This is a genomic window from Cyanobium gracile UHCC 0281 (genome assembly GCF_034931305.1).
Classification (GTDB): Bacteria; Cyanobacteriota; Cyanobacteriia; order PCC-6307; family Cyanobiaceae; genus Cyanobium; species Cyanobium gracile_A.
The window spans coordinates 1-18513 of the sequence record NZ_JAYGHY010000056.1 but is presented as its reverse complement, the minus strand read 5'-3'; the positions used below and the strand labels follow the sequence as shown (position 1 = coordinate 18513).

Annotated in this window: 20 protein-coding genes; 10 read left to right on the top strand and 10 right to left on the bottom strand. The window is 71.9% G+C overall.

Going from position 1 to position 18513, the window contains the following annotated elements; translation table 11 throughout:
* A partial coding sequence (gene selD, locus VB739_RS13555; protein WP_323357576.1) for a selenide, water dikinase SelD occupies positions 1 to 1254 on the top strand: 1254 nt, incomplete at its 5' end.
* Here selD and mnmH read toward each other — a convergent pair.
* Positions 1211 to 2251: a tRNA 2-selenouridine(34) synthase MnmH gene (gene mnmH, locus VB739_RS13550; RefSeq protein ID WP_323357575.1), complete on the bottom strand. Its 1041-nt coding sequence runs from the start codon at positions 2249 to 2251 to the stop codon at positions 1211 to 1213. The two genes, selD and mnmH, sit on opposite strands and share 44 nt — an antisense overlap.
* Before the next feature lie 91 nt (positions 2252 to 2342).
* Between mnmH and VB739_RS13545 the strand changes: the two genes are divergently transcribed.
* Both VB739_RS13545 and VB739_RS13540 read left to right on the top strand, forming a co-directional pair.
* The gene (locus VB739_RS13545) at positions 2343 to 3287 is read left to right on the top strand and encodes a putative selenate ABC transporter substrate-binding protein (protein ID WP_416233338.1); all 945 of its coding nucleotides are present in this window, start codon (positions 2343 to 2345) and stop codon (positions 3285 to 3287) included.
* A gap of 23 nt (positions 3288 to 3310) precedes the next feature.
* The gene (locus VB739_RS13540) at positions 3311 to 4465 is read left to right on the top strand and encodes a ChaN family lipoprotein (protein WP_323357573.1); all 1155 of its coding nucleotides are present in this window, start codon (positions 3311 to 3313) and stop codon (positions 4463 to 4465) included.
* Positions 4466 to 4483: 18 nt separating this feature from the next.
* Here the strand turns inward: VB739_RS13540 and VB739_RS13535 are convergent, their stop codons facing one another.
* Genes VB739_RS13535 through VB739_RS13525 form a run of 3 tightly spaced genes read right to left on the bottom strand, consistent with a single transcriptional unit; the run spans position 4484 to position 6527 of the window.
* Positions 4484 to 5149, bottom strand: coding sequence for an SDR family oxidoreductase (locus VB739_RS13535; protein ID WP_323357572.1), 666 nt, complete (start codon positions 5147 to 5149; stop codon positions 4484 to 4486).
* Between the two features lie 37 nt (positions 5150 to 5186).
* Complete coding sequence (locus VB739_RS13530; protein ID WP_323357571.1) at positions 5187 to 6095, bottom strand: cation diffusion facilitator family transporter; 909 nt, start codon at positions 6093 to 6095, stop codon at positions 5187 to 5189.
* A gap of 57 nt (positions 6096 to 6152) precedes the next feature.
* The gene (locus tag VB739_RS13525) at positions 6153 to 6527 is read right to left on the bottom strand and encodes a DoxX family protein (protein ID WP_323357570.1); all 375 of its coding nucleotides are present in this window, start codon (positions 6525 to 6527) and stop codon (positions 6153 to 6155) included.
* A gap of 113 nt (positions 6528 to 6640) precedes the next feature.
* Between VB739_RS13525 and VB739_RS13520 the strand changes: the two genes are divergently transcribed.
* Genes VB739_RS13520 through VB739_RS13510 form a run of 3 tightly spaced genes read left to right on the top strand, consistent with a single transcriptional unit; the run spans position 6641 to position 9640 of the window.
* Positions 6641 to 7399, top strand: coding sequence for an ATP-binding cassette domain-containing protein (locus VB739_RS13520; protein ID WP_323357569.1), 759 nt, complete (start codon positions 6641 to 6643; stop codon positions 7397 to 7399).
* Positions 7396 to 8940 (top strand): phosphonate ABC transporter, encoded by a 1545-nt coding sequence (locus VB739_RS13515; protein WP_323357568.1) that lies wholly within the window; start codon positions 7396 to 7398, stop codon positions 8938 to 8940. The genes VB739_RS13520 and VB739_RS13515 overlap by 4 nt, the downstream gene beginning before the upstream one ends.
* A gap of 34 nt (positions 8941 to 8974) precedes the next feature.
* The gene (locus tag VB739_RS13510; protein ID WP_323357567.1) at positions 8975 to 9640 is read left to right on the top strand and encodes a hypothetical protein; all 666 of its coding nucleotides are present in this window, start codon (positions 8975 to 8977) and stop codon (positions 9638 to 9640) included.
* Between the two features lie 25 nt (positions 9641 to 9665).
* On the opposite strand, the gene VB739_RS13505 is transcribed toward VB739_RS13510, so the two are convergent.
* Positions 9666 to 10157, bottom strand: a complete 492-nt coding sequence (locus VB739_RS13505) for a nucleoside deaminase (protein WP_323357566.1) — start codon at positions 10155 to 10157, stop codon at positions 9666 to 9668.
* Between the two features lie 39 nt (positions 10158 to 10196).
* Between VB739_RS13505 and VB739_RS13500 the strand changes: the two genes are divergently transcribed.
* Entirely contained in the window at positions 10197 to 10655 is a 459-nt protein-coding gene (locus VB739_RS13500; protein ID WP_323357565.1) for a DUF6970 domain-containing protein, read from the top strand.
* On the opposite strand, the gene VB739_RS13495 is transcribed toward VB739_RS13500, so the two are convergent.
* Positions 10656 to 12353 (bottom strand): mechanosensitive ion channel family protein, encoded by a 1698-nt coding sequence (locus tag VB739_RS13495; protein ID WP_323357564.1) that lies wholly within the window; start codon positions 12351 to 12353, stop codon positions 10656 to 10658.
* Complete coding sequence (moaB, locus tag VB739_RS13490) at positions 12353 to 12853, bottom strand: molybdenum cofactor biosynthesis protein B (RefSeq protein ID WP_323357563.1); 501 nt, start codon at positions 12851 to 12853, stop codon at positions 12353 to 12355. The genes VB739_RS13495 and moaB overlap by 1 nt, the downstream gene beginning before the upstream one ends.
* Before the next feature lie 80 nt (positions 12854 to 12933).
* Between moaB and VB739_RS13485 the strand changes: the two genes are divergently transcribed.
* Positions 12934 to 13128, top strand: a complete 195-nt coding sequence (locus VB739_RS13485; RefSeq protein ID WP_323357562.1) for a hypothetical protein — start codon at positions 12934 to 12936, stop codon at positions 13126 to 13128.
* 15 nt (positions 13129 to 13143) lie between these two features.
* Here the strand turns inward: VB739_RS13485 and VB739_RS13480 are convergent, their stop codons facing one another.
* Positions 13144 to 14163: a methyltransferase gene (locus VB739_RS13480; RefSeq protein WP_323357561.1), complete on the bottom strand. Its 1020-nt coding sequence runs from the start codon at positions 14161 to 14163 to the stop codon at positions 13144 to 13146.
* Between the two features lie 144 nt (positions 14164 to 14307).
* Here VB739_RS13480 and VB739_RS13475 point away from each other — a divergent pair, with 144 nt between their 5' ends.
* Together VB739_RS13475 and VB739_RS13470 are read left to right on the top strand one after the other, a co-directional pair.
* Positions 14308 to 14955, top strand: a complete 648-nt coding sequence (locus tag VB739_RS13475) for an NAD(P)H-dependent oxidoreductase (RefSeq protein ID WP_323357560.1) — start codon at positions 14308 to 14310, stop codon at positions 14953 to 14955.
* Positions 14956 to 15513, top strand: coding sequence for a GNAT family N-acetyltransferase (locus tag VB739_RS13470; protein WP_323357559.1), 558 nt, complete (start codon positions 14956 to 14958; stop codon positions 15511 to 15513).
* Here the strand turns inward: VB739_RS13470 and VB739_RS13465 are convergent.
* Both VB739_RS13465 and VB739_RS13460 read right to left on the bottom strand, forming a co-directional pair.
* Complete coding sequence (locus VB739_RS13465) at positions 15510 to 17075, bottom strand: metallophosphoesterase (protein ID WP_323357558.1); 1566 nt, start codon at positions 17073 to 17075, stop codon at positions 15510 to 15512. The genes VB739_RS13470 and VB739_RS13465 overlap by 4 nt on opposite strands.
* Positions 17072 to 18403 carry a diacylglycerol kinase family protein gene (locus VB739_RS13460; protein ID WP_323357557.1) on the bottom strand — a complete coding sequence of 444 codons (1332 nt, stop codon included), beginning with the start codon at positions 18401 to 18403 and terminating at the stop codon, positions 17072 to 17074. The genes VB739_RS13465 and VB739_RS13460 overlap by 4 nt, the downstream gene beginning before the upstream one ends.
* Between the last annotated feature and the right edge of the window lie 110 nt (positions 18404 to 18513).

The window sequence follows — 18513 nt, the reverse complement described above, 5'->3', positions numbered from 1 at the left end:
TCGCTGCGGCCCTGGCGGCCCCAGCCGCGGGCCCTGCAGCTGCTCGGCGACGGCGGCTGGCACCCCGATGGACCCAGGGCCCTGGCCTTTTTCGGACCGGTGGCCCTGGGGCCGGCCGGCTGGATCTGGCACTGGAAGCAGCGCATCGATGCGGCCTTCATGGCGCGCTTCGCCGACCTCCAGCCCATGGCCCCGGACGGCCAGGCCGCCATGGCCTGCCGCGGCTGCGCCGCCAAGCTGGGCGCCGCCCCGCTGACGGCCGCCCTGGCCAGGCTCGATCCGACCGTCCGGGCGCCAGCGGCGGAAGACGCTGCCGTGGTGGCCACCGGCGCCGACGGCCGCCTGTGGCTGCAGAGCGTGGACGGCTTCCCGGCCCTGGTGGACGACCCCTGGCTGAACGGCCGCCTCACCACGTTGCATGCCTGCAGCGACCTGTGGGCCAGCGGCGCGGCGGTGGAGAGCGTCCAGGCCCTGGTGACGGTGCCGGAGGCCGCCGCGGCCGTTCAGGAGGAGCTGCTGCTGCAGACCCTGGCGGGGGTGCGCTCGGTGCTGGAGCCCCTCGGGGCCGCCCTGATCGGTGGCCACACCCTCGAGGGCCGTGACGGGGCGGGCCTGGCCCTGGCCCTCACAGTGAACGGGCGGGTGGCGCCCGCAGGCCACTGGCGCAAGGGCCCTCTGCGGCCCGGTGATGCCTTGCTGCTGAGCCGGCCGTTGGGCAGCGGCGTGCTGTTCGCCGCGGCCATGGCCGGCGCCGTTGCGCCTGCCTGGATGGAGGCGGTGATCACGGCGATGCAGCGAAGCCAGGCCTCCCTGGTGCCCCTGCTGGCCGCCCACGACTGCGGCGCCTGCACCGATATCACCGGCTTCGGTCTGCTGGGCCACCTGGGCGAGATGCTGGCCGCCTCCGGTGCGGGGGTGGCGGTGGAGCTCGACGCCGCCGCCATCACCGCCTATCCCGGCGCCCTGGAGTTGCTCGAGCGGGGCTTCGCCAGCTCCCTGGCCCCCGCCAACGCTGCGGCCCTGTCCCTGCTGGAGGGGCCCGTGCGGCTGCTGGGGGAGGGTGGGCGGGCGGAGGCGCTGCGGGGGCTGCTGATCGATCCCCAGACCTGCGGACCGCTGCTGGCGGCCCTGCCGGCGGCCGAGGCGCCCGCGGCCCTGGCCGATCTCCGCGCCGCAGGCTTCGGGGCGGCAGCCGTGATCGGGCGGGTGGTCAGTCGGCGGGACGCTGCTGCAGCGTCACCAGGCCCCGGCTGATCAGCTCGCGGGCGGCCTCCGGCGCCGCCAGACCGCCCAGATCCACCGCCGAACAGGCATGGCTGTCGAGGTCGTGGTCGTAGCAGCGGTCGTAATAGTCGAGCATCTGGCGGCAGGCGGTGGCCCAGTCGCCCTGCTCGATCGCCTCGAGGGCCAGGGCGGTGCGCTGGGGCCCCAGCCGCTTGGCGATGCGCCGGGTGGCCTCCGCCAGGGCGAGGGGATCCTGGGCGCCGTAGATCTCCACCAGGTGGTCCACCCGCTCCTGGAGGGGCCGCTCCACCGCCAGCACCGGCGCGGCCTTCATCTGGCGCCAGAGGCCAGCGGGAATGCGGCAGCGCCCCACCATGGCGCTTTCAGCCTCCAACCAGATCTGGTCGGCAGCGGCCAGGGGCGCCAGGGCCGCCGCCAGCCGATTCTCGTAGTGCTCGGAGCTGGGCTGTTCCGGCAGGCCCAGGCCACCGAAGCTGCTGCCGCGATGGTGGGCCAGGCCCTCCAGGTCCACCACCGCCGCCCCCAGCGCCTGCAGGGCCAGCAGCAGCTCGGTCTTGCCGCTGCCGGTGCGGCCCCCCAGCAGCTGCAGGGGCCAGGACCGCTCGAACAGTTCCAGCACCCAGCGCCGGTAGCTCTTGTAGCCACCCTCCAGCAGCAGCACCGGCAGCTCCAGCTGCTGGGCCAGCCAGGCGACGCTGGCCGAACGCATGCCGCCGCGCCAGCAGTGCAGCCGCAGGGGCGCCCCGGCCGTGCGCTCACTCCAGGCCACCAGCTCGGCCGCCATGGCCTCCATCCGCGGACCCACCAGGGCCAGGCCCCGCAGCACGGCGGCCTGGCGGCCCTGCTGCTTGTAGAGCGTGCCCACCTCGGCCCGTTCCGCATCACTGAACAGGGGCAGATTGCAGGCTCCCGGGATGTGGCCCTGACGGAACTCGGCCGGGGTGCGCACGTCAATCAGCGCACCGCTGCTCCCCAGAAAGGTGTCGATGGGGAGGCAGGCCGCCATGGTGCTGACCCAGGGAAGAGGGGGCAGTCCGGCGCCCACCTGATGGCCATAGTGGACCAAAGGCCGCCAGAGCTTCCCAACCCCGATGAGCATGTTCCGGATCCGCACCACCGCCACCGCCGCCCTGATGGGGGTGTCGCTGGCGTTGCTGCCCCTGCTGGCGCCCCCCGCCGCCCCCCTTCCCGGGCTGCTGGCTCCCGCAGGGGCCCAGCAAAGCCAGAAGGTGCTGCGCCTCGGTGCCATTCCCGACCAGAAGCCGGAGAAGCTCAACCGCCTCTATCCACTGGTGGCCAATGAACTCAGCCGTCAGCTGGGGGTGAAGGTGGTCTACGTGCCGGTGGTCGACTACGCCGCTGCCGTCAGCGCCTTCCGCACCGGTGCCCTGGATCTGGTCTGGTTCGGCGGCCTCACCGGCGTTCAGGCCCGGCTGCAGAAGCCCGGTGCCCGGGTGCTCGCCCAGCGCGACATCGACGTCTCGTTCCGCACGATCTTCATCGCCAACAGCCGCAGCGGTCTCAAGCCCATCACCAACGCCAAGGGCCTGAGCGAACTGAAGGGCAAGCGCTTCACCTTCGGCTCCGAAAGCTCCACGTCCGGTCGGCTCATGCCCCAGTTCTTCCTCGGCAAGGCGGGGGTGAAGCTGTCGGACTTCGCTGGCGGCGCGCCCGGCTTCAGCGGCAGCCACGACGCCACCATCGCCCTGGTGCAGAGCGGCGCCTATGACGCCGGTGCCGTGAACGAGCAGGTGTGGAGTGCCAGCCTGCGTGACGGCAAGGCCAACCCCGCCAAGGTGTTCGCCCTCTGGAGGTCGTCGGGCTACCCCGATTACCACTGGATCGCCCAGCCCGACCTCGACAAGCGCTTCGGCAAGGGCTTCACCACCAAGGTGCAGCAGTCGATCCTCAGCTGGCGCGCCAGCAACCCCACCCAGAAGCAGATCCTGGCCCTGTTCGGGGCCAAGCAGTTCACCGCCGCCAACGCCAAGGCCTACACCATGATCGAAGATGTGGGCCGCCAGACCGGCAAGATCCGCTGACCCCGCTCGGTCGCTGGCACCGGGTGGCCGGCCTGGCCCTGGGCCTGGCTGCCCTGCTGGGGGTGCCTGGGCTTGCGGCCACCAGCGCCTGTGTGCCCCCGGGGGCCTGGGTGGAGCCCACCGCCGCCGGTCCGCGGGCGCTGGCGGTCGATGACCTGCTCGATCGCCTGGCCCGGCGGCCGGCGGTGCTGCTGGGCGAACGCCACGACAGCGCCGCCCACCACCAGTGGCAGCTGGCCACGCTTGCAGCGTTACAGACCCGGCGCCCCGACCTGAGCCTCGGCCTGGAGATGGTGCCGCGCCGACTCCAGCCGGTGCTCGACCGCTGGGTGGCCGGGGAGCTGGAGGAGCGCGCCTTCCTCGAGGCCCTCGACTGGCCGGCCATCTGGGGCTACGACGCCGAGCTCTACCTGCCGATCCTGCGCTTCGCCCGTGACCGGCGCGTGCCGCTGCTCGCCCTGAACGTGGAGCGCCAGCTGGTGCGGCGGGTGCGGGCTGAGGGCCTGGCGGCGGTGCCCGCCAGCGAACGGGAAGGGGTGGGCCGTCCGGCACCGGCGAGCCGGGCCTACCAGGTCCAGCTGCACCGGCTCTGGCAGCACCATCCCTTCGTTCCCAACAGCGGCCAGCGGCGCCCCGGCCTGGAGGATCCCTCCTTCGTTCGCTTCGTCGAAAGCCAGCAGCTTTGGGACCGGGCCATGGCCGAGACCATCGCCGACCGCCGCCGTCGCCACCCCGGGGCCCCGGTGGTGGCGCTCATCGGCAACGGCCACTTGGCCGGGGGTCACGGCGTGCCCCACCAGCTGCAGGCCCTGGGGCTGGGCGAGGCGGCCTGGTTGCTGCCCTGGGACGCCGGGCTCGACTGCGCCGTGCTGCAGCCAGGGCTGGCCACGGCCGTGTTCGGGGTGGTGTCGCCGCCACCGGCAGGCCTGAAGCTTGGGGTGTACCTGGAGACCCACGCTGGCCGGGTGGAGATCCACCAGGTGGCCCCAGCTTCGTTGGCGGAGCGCTCCGGCCTGCGGGTCGGTGATCGGATCACGGCGATCGATGGCCAGCCGGTCAGCAGCGCCCGCCAGGTGATCGAGCGGCTGGCCGCCCACCCGGCGGGCCGGCCCCTCGGCCTGCGCTTCGAACGCGGCGGCCGGAGCCTGGTGCTGCAGCTGGCCCTGCCGGGCCCGTAAGCACCGTTGCCGCCGGCCCTACCAGGGCAGCACCTGGCCGTTGGCGTGCCAGAAGCTGCCGCTGGTCTCCAGGGTGAGGGCATCGATGCGGGCCAGCAGGCCGTGCACGGAGTCCTCGGTGCTGATGGCCTGGTCGCTGAAGCCCGTCATGCGGGTGCGCACCAGGCCGGGATGGAGAAGGGCCACGGCGATGCCGCGGGGCCGCAGGTCGATGGCCAGCGACTTGCCGGCCATGCAGAGCGCCACCTTCGACATCCGGTAGCCGTAGGCGCCGCCGGAGCTGTTGTCGTCGATCGAGCCCATGCGGCTGGTCATCAGGATCACCTTGGCGCCCGGCGGCAGATGGCCCAGCAGGGCCTGGGTGAGCCGCAGGGGGGCAATGGCGTTCACCTCGAACTGGCGCCGCAGGCTCTCGACGTCCAGGTTGTCCAGGCTGGTGCGCTCCAGCAGGCCGGCATTGAGGATCAGCCCGTCGATGGCCAGCGAGCCCAGCCGGCCCACCAGATCGGCGATGGCGGCCCCGTCGGTGAGGTCGACCCCTGCCTCGATGCGCACCCCGAGCGCCTCCAGTTCCGGCGACGGGCGGCGGCAGACCGCCACCACCGTGTCGCCCCTGGCCTGGAGCTGGCGGCAGTACTCCAGGCCGATGCCGCGGTTGGTGCCGGTGATCAGAACGGTGGCCATCGCGGACGCGCTCGCTGCTGTCTGGATCGTATGGGGCTCAACCCTCTTCCCAGCGGAATCCCTGGTCGTCCCAGGCTTTGGGATCCTCGATCGGCTCGAGGTGGGTGAGCACATCGCTGCGGGGCAGGGCGACGGCGATCTCCTGCTCCAGCTGCTCGCAGAGGTCATGGCCGTCCTGGACCGTCCATTGCCCCGGCACCAGCACGTGGAAGGCCACGAAGCGGCGTGATCCGGCCACCCGCGTGCGCAGGGCATGGAAACGGATCTCCTCGGTTTCACGGGAGGCCAGCAGAGCCTCCAGCCGGTCCTGTTCGTCGACGGGCAGGGAACGGTCGAGCAGGTCGGTGGCGGTTTCACGCAGCAGATTCCAGCCGGTGAAAGCGATGTTGAGCGCCACGGCGATGGCGATCAGCGGGTCGAGGATCGTCAGGCCGGTGAGCTTCACCAGGCCGATCCCCACCAGCACACCGCAGGAGGTCCAGACGTCGGTGAACAGGTGGTGGGCGTCGGCCCGCAGGGTGATCGAGTGGAAGTGGCGGGAGGCCCGCAGCAGCACCCAGGCCACCAGGCCGTTGAGTGCCGTGGCCACCAGGGAAAGGGCCATGCCCAGCCCCAGTTGCTCCAGGGGCTCAGGAGCCTGCAGCCGGCCCACGGCGGAGTGGATGATCGCCAGGGCGGCCAGCACGATCAGCACGCTCTCCAGGCCGCTGGAGAAGTACTCGGCCTTGAAGTGGCCGTAGTGGTGGGTGCGGTCGGCGGGCTTGGCGGCGAGGCTGAGCGCCCAGAAGGCCCCCAGGGCGGCCACCAGATTCACCCCGGATTCCATCGCATCCGAGAGCAGGCCCACTGAGCCGGTGATCCTCCAGGCAGCCGTCTTGAGCACGATGGTGGCCACCGCCGCCGCCACCGACAGAAGGATGTAGGAGCGGGGGGAGGCGAAGGGCATGGGGTGAGGAGCCTGCCGGGGCATGTTGAACCAGCCTGGCCGTGCTGCCGTTGTCCGTCAGGCCGCGGGACGCTCGGCCACCAGCAGCAGGCCCCCCATGATCGAGAGGTTCTTCAGCAGCGCGATCCGCTCCTGGGGGTCGGCCACATCGTTGTGGAACAGCAGGGTGGTGGGCACCAGGAACAGCAGCAGCAGGATCGCCCCGAGCCGCACCCGATAGCCGCTGATCACCAGCACCGACCCCACCAGCATCAGGGCCACGGCCGCCGCCAGCAGCACCGGCGCCAGCGGCAGCCCCCGGCCGGCGATCATCCCGGCCACCCCGGCGAATCCGGTCAGTTTGCCGATCACGGCATGGAGGAACACCAGGCACAGCAGCACCCGGGCGATGCCATCGAGGAGGGAGGGCCTGGGCCCGGTGGAGGACGTCATCGGTGGCCGTGGGGATAGGGGAATTCTGCTGGGCGTCGCTCTGGCCTGACGAGTGAGGGGGCCATGGGCGAAGGACTGCCATCGTGGATCGAGCTTCGCCCCCTCCGTCCTCCATGGCCCCCGGCGCCTCCACAGCCGTGCTCGCGCTGCGGGGCATCCGTGTGAACGGCCGCGAACGGCCCCGGCTGGAGGACGTCGACCTGAGCCTGGACCCCGGCGAGCGGGTGGCGTTGCTGGGGGCCAGCGGCGCCGGCAAGAGCACCCTGCTGGCGGTGGCCAACGGCCTGCTGGCGCCGGTGGCGGGCACGGTGCTGTGGGAGGGGCAGGCCCCCGCCCGCTCCCGCCGAGGCCGGCGCCGCCAGCAGGCCCGCATCGGCACCCTCTGGCAGGACCTGCGCCTGATCGAGGAGTTGACCGTTCAGCAGAACCTCAACGCCGCCCGCCTGGCCCGCTGGGGCTGGCCCCAGGCCCTGCTCAACCTGCTGCTGCCCCTCGACACCGACGCCTGCGCAGCGGCCCTGCGGGCCATGGACCTGGATCCGGCCCTGCTTACACAGCCGGTGACAGCCCTCTCCGGCGGCCAGCGCCAGCGGGTGGCGATGGCCCGGCTGCTGCGCCAGGAGCCCACCCTGCTGCTGGCCGATGAACCCCTGGCCAGCCTCGATCCGCGCCTGGCCACCGAGCTGCTGGCCCTGCTGCTGGCCCAGGCGACTGCCCCCCGGGCCCTGCTGCTGAGTCTGCACCGGCCCGACTTGCTCCATGGTTTTGATCGGGCCATCTGCCTCAAGGACGGCCGGGTGCTGTTCGACGGGCCGGTGGCCCGGGTGGACGCCGACCTGCTGGCGGACCTCTACGACGGCACGACGCCGTGAAACCGGCCGCGCCGCTGCTGATGCTGCTGCCGGCCCTGGTGCTGGTGCCCCTGGCCGTCCTGCTACCGCCGCTGGTTCACGGGGGCGGCTGGGAGCTGATCGGCAACTTCGCGCTGGCGGCGGTGACCCCCTCGCTGGATCCGGTGGTGCTCGCGTCGCTGCTGAAGGGGCTGGGGGTGACGGCCGGCATGGCCCTGCTGGGCTGGGCCGGCAGCCTGGTGCTGGGCCTGGTGCTGGGGGCGTGCAGCTCCCGCACGGTGTGGCGCACGCTGACCGGCAGCGCCCTGCCGGCGGAGCTGATCCGCCGGCTGCTGGCCCTCCCCAGGGCGATCCATGAGCTGATCTGGGGCCTGCTGCTGCTCCAGCTGGTGGGGCTGCAGCCGGCGGTGGCGGTGCTGGCGATCGCCCTGCCCTTCGGTGCCCTGGTGGCGCGGGTGCTGTCCGACCTGCTCGATGCCCTGCCCATCGCCAACCTGGAGGCCCTGCGGGCGGCGGGCGCCCCGGCGCCGGCGGCCCTGCTCACGGCCCTGGGGCCGGCCCTGCTGCCCGGGGTGCTCAGCTACGGCGGCTACCGGCTGGAGTGCGCCCTGCGCAGCGCCACCCTGCTCGGGGTGTTCGGGCTGGGGGGGCTGGGCACCGATCTGAAGCTGACGCTCCAGTCACTGGAGTTCCATGAACTCTGGAGCGGCCTGTGGCTGCTGCTGGCGGTGATGCTGGCCCTGGAGGCTGGCATCAGCCTGCTGCGCCGGCGCTGGCTGGTGCCCGGCCGGTTCGTGCTGGCCCGGCGGGGGGTGGGCGAACGCAGCCGGGAGATGCTGCTGATCCTGGCCGCCCTGGTGCCCCTCTGCGTTCTGGTGGGCCGTGGCCTGGGGGTGGATCCGGCTGCCCTGCTCCACTGGCAGCCCCTGCCGGGGCTGGGCGAGGGCGACTGGGCCGCCACCTTGGCCCTGCCCTGGCCGCGGCTGGTGGGGGGCACCCTGCTGCTCACTGGCCTGGCGGCCAGCCTGGCGGTGGGTCTGGCGCCGCTGCTGCTGCTGCTGGTGGCACCCCTGGGCTGGGCCCGGCAGGGGTTGCGGCTGCTGTGGGCCCTGGGGCGCCTGTGGCCGCCGCCGTTGAGCGTCCTGCTGCTGCTGTTCGTGCTGCAGCCGGGGGTGATCACCGCCGCCCTGGCCCTGGGTTTCCACAACCTGGGGGTGCTGGGCCGGCTGCTGCTGGAGAGCGCCGATACCACCGACCCGGCTACCGAGGAGGCCCTGGCCTGTGGCGGCAGCGGGCCGCGGCTGGCCTTGCTCTACGGCCGCTTCAGCGGGCTGGCCCGGCCCTACCTGGCCTACGGCGCCTACCGGGCCGATGTGATCCTGCGGGAATCGGTGGTGGTGGGCCTGGCGGGCGCGACCGGCCTGGGCAGCCAGTTGCTGGAAAGCCTGAGCTCCTTCGCCTGGGACCAGCTGTTGGCCCTGGTGGCGGTGTACGCCCTGCTCACCCTGCTCGGCGAGGACCTCAGCGACCGGGCGCGCCGCCGCTGGCTGGCGGCGGCCTGAGGGCCCATGGTGGGGCCGCCGCCGCGATGCCGCGATGCCCGCCTCGCCCGCCCACTCCAGCGAGACGGCGCCACCGTTCACCCACCGCTTCCTGCATCGCGTTGAACCGGCGGGGCTGGCGGCGTTCCTGGCGATGGAAGACCGGCTGATGGCGGCGGCCCGCCGCCATCCGGGCTTCGTGGCCGAAACGGCCCCCGCGCCCCTGGGCCGCGAACCCCACGCGGGCCGGCTGCTCTACGCATCGGAGCTGAGTTTCACCACCCCCGGGGCGTTCATGGGCTGGATGGACTGCCAGGAACGGCGCGATCTGCTCAGCGCAGCCGAGCGCGGCGGCTACCGCTATGAAGGACGCTCCGACTGGGAGGGCTACGCCCGCTGGCTGGGGGAGGCCGACCGGGCCGCCGTGCCCGTCTGGAAGGTGAACCTGCTGGTGCTGGTGGTGCTCTACCCCACCGTGGCGGTGCTGCGGGTGCTGCTGCGGCCCCTGCCCCTCGATGCTCCCACCGGCCTTCTCCTGGGCAATGTCTGCACCGTGGCGCTCACCGGCTGGTGGCTGGTGCCCTGGGTCAGCCGGCGCTGCCAGCCCTGGCTGGAGGGCACGGGGAGCCAGCGCGGCGACAGGCTGACCCTGGCGGCGATCCTGGCGAGTCTGGTGCTGATGTTGCAGTTGTTCCGGGCCCTGCCCGCCACCAGCGCCTGATCGCCCTCCCGATCAGTGCCGCGCCTCAGTAGCGGACCCGGTCGGGCTTGGCCTGGTACTCCTTCCAGACCTCCACCGCCTCTTGCCTCAGGATCTGGGTAAGGCGGATCGAGCGTTGTTCCTTGGGCAGGGCCAGCTGCTCGTAGATCGGGCGATCATCGAAATCACCGTATTCGAGGGCATCGTCCACCGTAGCGGCGTAGTAAACCTCCTCGATTCCTGCCCAGTAGCAGGTGGCCATGCACATCGGGCAGGGCTCGGCGGAGGTATAGAGAATGCAGCCGGGCAGTTTGAAACTCTGCAGGGTGATGCAGGCCAGCCGAATCGCCTCCATTTCCCCGTGCCAGGTGGGATCATGGCTGGCCACGACACGGTTCATCCCCTGGGAGATGATCACCCCATCCTTGACGATCACCGCGCCGAAGGCCCCGCCGGTGCCGTACTCCAGGCCAGCTTTGCGAGAGAGTTCGATGGCCTGGCGGATGAACGTCTCATGCTCCGCTAACGATGAAGCCATGAACTTTCCCTCGGCCGGTTCAGCGTAACCTTGGCAGCGATGCCAAACCCCAGCCTGAGAAGGAGCCCAGCGGCGTCGCCACGGCTGGCTCGGGGGCGGGCGCTGCTTGGGGCGGCCTGTGCAGCGGTTGTTGCCTCCACCGCCCTGATCGGATCCGACACCCTGGCGGGACCCCACTCCCCTGCCGCCCCCACCGCCTCGGCACCGGCGCCCCGGCCGCCGTGGCTCCAGCGGCTGATCCAACAGTTGAAGACCCAGCCGATGGGCAACCCGCCCCAGTCGGTGTGGCGCTACCTCTACCGGGGCCGGTTGGTGTACTACCTGCCCCCCCAGTGCTGCGATCAGTACAGCGTGCTCTTCGATGAAGATGGCACGGTGATCGCTGCCCCAGACGGGGGCCTGACCGGCCGGGGGGACGGCCGGGCGAGCGATTTCCACACCGTCCGCACCCAGGGTCTGCTGCTCTGGCGCGATCCGCGCGGGTCGGCGCGGCCCTGATCAGGGCCTGCCGGCCAGTTCGAGGCCATCGGCCAGGGGAATGCCCTCCTGCTGAAAGCGGGCCACCAGCCGCCTTCTCAGCTCGCGGGAGCAGGCCCACTGCTCGCCGGCCACGGTGGTCAGCAGGATGCTCACGGTGATGCCGAGCGGACCGGTGGCACTGACGCCCCGCAGAAGGGGCGGCGCCAGCAGGCGCGGCCCCCAGGTGGCATCGACGTGGAAGGCTTCGAGCTCCTCGGCCGCCACCGCCAGCGCCCGATCGATGCCGGTGCAGCGGTGCGACACCAGCACAGTCACCTCCTTGCCGGAACGCAGTTTGGTGTGGTTCACCACCCGGTCGAAGGCGCTGTTCTGGATCACCGCCACCCGCTGATCCAGACAGCGCAGCTGGGTGCTGAGGACGCCCACGTCCACCACGTCGCCGGCGAGACCGCCGATCTCCACCCAGTCGCCGATGGCATAGCGGTCTTCGATGAGCACGGCGAGGCCGGCGGCGAAGTCCCGCAGCAGCCCCTGGAACACGATCGCCAGGCCGCCCAGCAGGGCGCCACCGGCCAGCAGCAGGGACGCCGAGGCCTGTCGCACCCCGGGGATGTCGATCAGAATCCAGAGCCCCGCCAGGATCAGGCTGGCCAGATCGATCAGGCGATGGGTCACCCGCACCAGGCTGCGGTGGCGCTGCTCCCGCCGGGCCTGCTCCTCCACCGCCACCCTGGCGCCGTCGGCCCACTGGTTGAGCAGGAAGGTGGCAAGGGAGCGGCCCAGCAGGGCCACCGCACCGAGGATCAGGAACTTGAGGCCCGCCAGCAAGGGTTGGAAGAGGAGCTCCAGGCCCAGGGGCACCTCCCCGGGCACGGCCATCACCCCCAGGGCCACCAGCGCCGTGAGCTCGACCAGCACCAGTACCAGCAGCAGCTGGCCGAGAAGGCGCCGGTGATGGCGGGGGGGCGCGCCGGACACCCGCCGGCGGTTGCGCCGCCAGAGCCAGAAGGTGAGCACCGTGAACGCGAGCACCACCAGCTGGAGCGCCAGCAGGGTGCGCCAGCGTCGGGCGAGGGCCTCAGGCCCCGTCGCCTGGCGCGCATAGAGCAGCCGGCTCTCGAGACGCCGCCGCCAGCGTTCCGCCAGATCCCAGGCGTTGGTGCCGTTGAGGGCGGCATCGGCATAGGTGACGGTGAGCAGCGGCAGCGGCTCGCTGCGCTCCGGCACCACCGCCTCCAGCACCACCTCGCCGCCGGGAAGGCGGCGGCGGTGCACTGCCACGGCGGGATTGCGCTGGCGACGTTCCTGGAGGGGGGAATTCACGCAGGCCCGGTCCAGCGGATCGCCCAGTACCTGCAGCAGGATTCCCTCCGCAATCCACTCGCCGTCGCTGCACAGGGTGGTGGGGTCGTAGAGGAGGTCGAGATTGCCCTCGATCACCAGGGCACGGCGGCTGGCATCGGGCGCGTCGCCCTGATCACCCACCACCGGCGCCGCCACCGTGAGGGCGGGGATCCCCAGGATCCGCACCTTGGCCTGCTCGTAGCTGCCCGCGGAAAACCGCTGCCCGGGGCTTTCACGGGCGGACGGTGGTGCCGAGACTCCGGCTGCAGGAACAGGGCTGATCCCTGACCAGGCCGGCAGCCCCAGCAGGGCGCTCAGCAGCAGGGCCAGGCCCCCCAGCAGCCAGGGCCGCCTCAGAGGGAAGGCCCGCATCAGGTTTCCGTGAGCCGCGGCAGCAGCTGCACCAGGTTGCAGGGACGGGTGCTGGCGTCGAGCTGGGCGCGGATCAGTCGGTCCCAGGCGGTGCTGACCGCATCGAGGGAGCCGGGCAACACGAACACCACCGTGCCGTTGGCCACCCCGGCCAGGGCGCGGCTCTGCAGGGTGCTGGTGCCGATCGTCTCAAAAGACAGCACCCGGAACAGCTCGCCGAAGCCCTCGATGGTCTTGTCGAGCAGGGGCGCCACCGCCTCGGGGGTGCCGTCGCGGCCGGTGAGGCCGGTGCCGCCGGAGCTGATCACCACCTGCACGGCGGGATCGGCGATCCAGCGGCTCAGCTCAGCCCGGATGCGATAGCGGTCGTCGGGCACCAGGGTGCGCTCAGTCAGCCGGTGGCCGGCTGCCTCCAGCCGTTGCTGCAGGGCATCGCCCGAGGGGTCGTCGGCGAGGCTGCGGCTGTCGGAGACCGTGAGCAGGGCGATGGAGAGGCTCACGGAATCTGGGGCTCGGCAGGCCCTGACGCTAGGGCGAGGCAGGCCTCTGGCACACTCCAGGCGCAGCAGTGTGTCTGGACATGACCTGGAAACGGCTGGGGCGTGGGCTGCTGTTCGGCCTGGCGGGCTTCGTTCTCAGCACCGCCATCAGCTATGTGCTGGTGCTGCAGCTCTACACCCGCCACGACCGCGAGCTGGCCGCGGCGATGACCAGCTTTTTCTTCTTCGGACCGATCGGAGCGCTTCTTGCCCTGGTGATGGGGCTGCTGGTGTGAAGCGGCGGCCGGCGCTCAGGCCGCCATCGCCTCCACCACCGCGACGGGCGACGGGGTCGGGTGGATCCCCGCCAGCCGCAGGCCGGCGCGCTCCAGCAGCTGTTCGTAGGCGGCGGGGGTGCGCTCGCGGCCGCCTTCGGTCATCACGAGCATGTTGAGATCGAGCAGCTTGCCCGGGGCCGGATCGTTGCCCGGGGGGATCAGCTGCTCAAGGATCAGCACCCGCCCGCCGGGGGCCAGGCCGGCGCGGATGTGGCCGAGGATCGTCAGACAGGCCTCATCGCCCCAGTCGTGGAGGATGTGCTTGAGCAGGTAGGCATCGCCGTCGGCCGGCACGGTGGCAAAGAAATCACCGGCCGCCACCACGAAGCGCCCCTCCAGCTCGGGTGGCACCGCCACCGGCGCCACCACCGCCGGCTGATCGAAGAGGGTGCCGCGCAGGTGGCCGTGGCGGCGCAGCACCGTCTGCAGTAGTCCGCCACGGCCGCCGCCCACGTCGATGAGGTGCTGCACGCCGCTGAAGTCCCAGGTCGCCAGCAGGCCCTCGGTCTCGACGCGGGAGAAGTCGGTCATGGCCCCGTCGAAGATGGTGCCGCGCTCGGGGTTGTGGCCGTACCAGTCGAAGACGGGTTCGCCGAAGTGGTGGCGGAAGGCACTCTCGCCGCTGCGGACGCCGTGGAGCAGGTCGGCCCAGGCGTCGTAATGCTCGCCGCCGAGCATGCGCGCGAACTGGCGCAGGGAGCCGGGGTGGTCGCTGCGGAGCAGTTCGGCCAGAGGCGTGAGCACGAAGCGGCGCGGCTGGCTCTCGCTCTCGGCGAACAGCCCCAGGCTGGCCAGGCCCCGCAGCAGCCGGAACAGGGCCTCGCCGTCGGCGTCGCAGCGGCCGGCGAGCTCCTCGGCCGTCAGTCCCGCGGGGCCGGCGGCCGCCAGATGGTCGGCAATGGCCAGTTCGGCGGCCACGTTCAGCATCTGGGTGACCCAGTTGCCGCAGGCGAGCTGGAGGAACTGGCCGCTGAGATCCGCGCTGGGGTCCATCGAAGCGGGGCGGGGCGTTGCCGGTCTACACCTGCCCCTGCACCACGGGTTGTCACGGTCGATGACCGTTGCATAGACACAGACACCCCGTGCGCTGAACCCTTAAGTTCCGGGCGAGATCACCTGTCACCGCGCCCCCCAGCCATGACCCTGAGCTCCTCCGAGCTGCTTGAAGCCCTGCGCTGGCGCTACGCCACCAAGCAGTTCGACCCGGGCCGCAAAGTCCCTGCCGACACGTGGAAGGCGCTGGAGCAGGCACTGGTGCTCACCCCCTCCTCCTACGGCCTGCAGCCCTGGAGGTTCCTGGTGATCGAGGATCCGGCCCTGCGCGCCGAACTGCGGCCCCATTCCTGGAACCAGTCCCAGATCACCGAGGCCTCCCACCTGGTGGTGTTCCTGGCGCGGCGAACGATCGAGCTGGCTGATCTGACGCGCCTGACGGAGGCCACGAGCGCCGCCCGCGGCGTGCCGGTGGAGCAGCTCGAGGGCTACCGGCAGCTGATGCAGAAGGATCTGGTCGACGGCCCCCGCAGCGCCGCCATCTCCAGCTGGGCAGGCAACCAGGTGTACATCGCCCTGGGCAACTTCATGACCGCCGCCGCCCTGCTGGAGGTGGACACCTGCCCGATCGAAGGCTTCTCGCCACCCGACTACGACCGCCTGCTGGGCCTGGAGGGGAGTCCCTACCGCAGTGCCGTGGTGTGCGCGGCCGGCTATCGCGATCCGGCCGACAAGTACGCCGACCTGGCCAAGGTCCGCTACCCGCTCGAGGCGGTGATCGAACACCGCTGAATGGCCAGTCGCCCCGATACGCCGGCCCCCCACCTGCCGTCGGTGCGCATCTCACCAGCCACGGCGGACGACGAAGCCACCCTCTGGCTGATGCTCACCTACGCCGCTTCCATGGGCGATGGAGGGCCCGACCAGGTGGCGATGGCCCAGGCCGATCCCTGCCTCTGCGCCTATGTGGATGGCTGGGGGAGCCAGGCCGGTGATCTGGGCGTCATCGCCCGGGAGGCCGGGGGCCGTGCCATCGGGGCGGCCTGGCTGCGCCTCAGCCCCGAGGCCACCCCGGGGAGGGTGGCGGAGCCGTCGGTTCCGGAGCTGGCCGCCGGCGTTGATCCCGAGGCCCGGGGCCGGGGGGTGGGCACCCGCCTGCTGCAGGCGCTGGTCGTCCTGGCCGCACCGACCTACCGCCGGATCAGGCTGTCGGTGCGAGCGGAGAACCCGGCGCGGCGCTTCTACGGGCGGCTGGGCTTCCAGGAGGTGTCCCGGATGACGAACCGGGTGGCGGGTGAATCGATCGTGATGGCGCTGGAGCTGCCCCACCCTCAAGGAACCCACGGCTAGCCCGGCCCTGTCGATGGCAGCAGGATCGGATCGAAGGCCTCGTGACGCCAGCGGCCTTCGGCTTTCTCGGCCACCAGCGGGGTGAGCGTGAACTGCAGGGGGGTGCCGGCCGCCACCTCCACCCGCAGGGCGGAGTAGGCGCGGCGCAAGGCGGCACCCCGGCCACTGCGGCCGAGGAAGAGGCGGGAGCGGGCCACGACACGCTGGGCACCGGGTGGACCCTCCAGCAGCTCGGGCCCCTCCGGCCGCTGGCGGCGCAGGCTGTAGCCGCTGCCGCCGCAGATCGCCCAGGGGATATGGGCATCGCTGTGGCCGGTGTCACCGGTGTCGAGCAGCTCCAGGCAGTGGGCATGGCCGCTGAAGGCCAGATCAAGCAGGGGCCGGCCGGCCGGCAGATCGCCGAGGGCGGCGGCCACCCGATCCAGCACCCGTCGCAGCTGGGCGCGCACCGCCAGGGTCTGGCCCTGGTCCCACTTGCTGACCTCGGTGACGTAGGGCGGATGATGCAGCACCAGCATCCGTCCCCGCACCGCCGGGTTGCGCCAGGAGGCGATCAGGGCGTCGGCGACCCAGTCGAGCTGGGCTTCGTCCACCGGGGGTTTCCGTCCGGCACGGGCGGAGGCGCTGCTGGCGAGCTGCTTGTCGATGTCACGGATCTGTTCATCGATCTGCTCGGCCAGGGTGGCCCGATCATCGCGGGCGTCCTCGTCACTGGTCAGGGGGCTGAGGGAGCGCAGCAGATCCGAACGTTCGGCGTCGAGTCGCTCGCGGCGCCGTTGCAGCTCCCCGTCGTCGGCGCCGGCCGGCAAAGGGTGGTTGAAGGTGTTGGAATCGAGGGCGAAGACATCGACCCCAGCCCAGCGGAAGGTGTAGTGGCGGTGGGGCAGGCGGGTGAATCGGCCGGGCCGGTACAGCAGGCAGCGGGCCCCGTCGACCGTGGCGGTGCGGGTGCGGGCGAGGTGGTCCTCCAGGTCGGCCTCGGGCACGGCGCCAAGCCCATCGAGGAAGGCGCGGGCCCACGCCTGGCCCACATAGGAACCATGCCAGCCCACATCCAGATCCAGCCAGGCCCGCAGCAGGCGCCGTGGCGGTGCGGTCAGGCCGGCCAGCAGGCCCAGCGGCAGCGGCAGGTCGTAGTAGTCGTGGTTGCCGAGCACCGGCAGGAACGGCACCCGAAAGACCAGCTGGTCGTAGCGCAGCCGGCGCCAGTCCTCACCACCCACGATCCATTCGCGGTACGGGCGGATGAAGTTGTCCGGGTACTGCTCGCTGGAGCCCACCTGGTAGACGACGTCGCCGGTGTGGAGCAGGAAGCGGGCGTCAGCGCCATGGGCGAGCAGCTGCTCCGCCACCCGCCGCTGGGGGCTGTCGCGGCGATGCAACCCCGTGCCGCTGTCCCCCAGCACGAGGAAGGAGAAGGCCTCGGGCGACCCCGGATCCCCTTCGATCGCCAGTCGGCAGGGATCGATGCCGCGGCGGGCCAGTTCAGGATGACCCCAGCGCACCCGGTCAGCCATGCGGTGGATCTTGGTGGCGACGCCCGCCTCGGAGGCGAGGTTCACGGTGAGGGCAGCGGCGCGAACACGGAGAGGGCGCCGGGCAGGCAGGTGAAGGTCACCGGGTCGGCTTCGAGCATCTCGCCGTCGATCACCAGCCGCTGGGGAGGGTCGGTGGAGATCGTGATGTGGCTGGCCCGCAGACACAGAAGATCGGGGTGGTTGCTGGGTGACTGCACCACGGCCGAGGTGAGAAGGGAGGCGAGGGCGTTGAGGCCCTGCAGGCGGGTGCTCGGCGAGGCGATCGTCACCTCCAGCAGGCCGTCGTCGGGGATCACCCGCCCGAAGCCCTGGGCCAGCACGGAGGTGGCGGGGGCCACGTTGGCCACGGTGATGGCGGCGGCCTGCATTTCGGTGACGGTGCCGTCGATCTCGACCCGGGCCTGGAACGGCTGCTGGGACGCCAGCTGCTGGGCGCCGGCGAGCACGTAGGCGAGCGGGCCGAGCATCGTTTTGAGCTCGCGGGTGGCGCGATCCACCATCCCGGCCTCGAAGCCGACCCCGGCCAGCAGGGTCATCGGCACGTCGTTGCAGCGGGCGGCGTCCACCACGTGGGTGTGGCCGGCCAGGATCGTCTCGCAGGCGGCCACCAGGTCGGTGGGGATGTCGAGCGCCGCGGCGAAGGCATTGGCCGTGCCACGGGGAATCACGCCGAGGGGAATGCCGGTGCCGGCCACCGCCCCTGCCACCGCCGAGACGGTGCCGTCGCCGCCGCAGGCCACGATCATCACGTTGCCGACCTCGCCGGCCGGCCGGGCCTGGAGCAGCGCGACCAGCTCCCGGCACTGGTCGCCCGGATCGGTGCCGGCACTGGTGAGCAGCACCGTCACCAGGAGCTGGGGCTCGAGGATCGAACGGATCAGGGCCAGATCGGCGTTGGCCTCCCCCTGGCCGGCGACGGGATTGAACAGCAGGTAGGCCGAGCGGCCATGGGCCAGGCCCCGCAGGGCCAGCTCCGCGGTGGCGGCGTTGAGGGCCAGGGGCACGGCGGCCAGATCACAGGCGCGGATCAGCAACCGGCTGTCGGGCGGCGATCCCGCCGGTGCTTCCGGATCGAGGAAGGCGATCACCGCGGCTACCTCCCCGGCCAGCAGACGGGCGGCCACCTGGATGTCCCCTCCTTCGGCCAGTGCCTCGAGGGCCATCACCGGCAGCTGGGCGGTGCGGGGATCGCTGCGGAGCCGCCCGGCCAGCTCGGCGGTGGCGAGCAGCGGAAACCCGGCGACCGCCAGGGCCTGGCGCTCAAGCCAGTCGAGCAGCGCCGCTTCCCGCGACGGGCTCGCCAGCAGCACCAGGGTGTGGGCCATCGGGGCCAGGCTAGGAGCGTGTCGCATGTTGCGGCCAGGGCAAGACGCCGTGGCTGGGTCCCTTTGATTCAGGTATGGCCAATCACAGCCTGCCGAACCTGGCTCAGGCCGTGGCCATCGATGCCCGGAACAGCTTG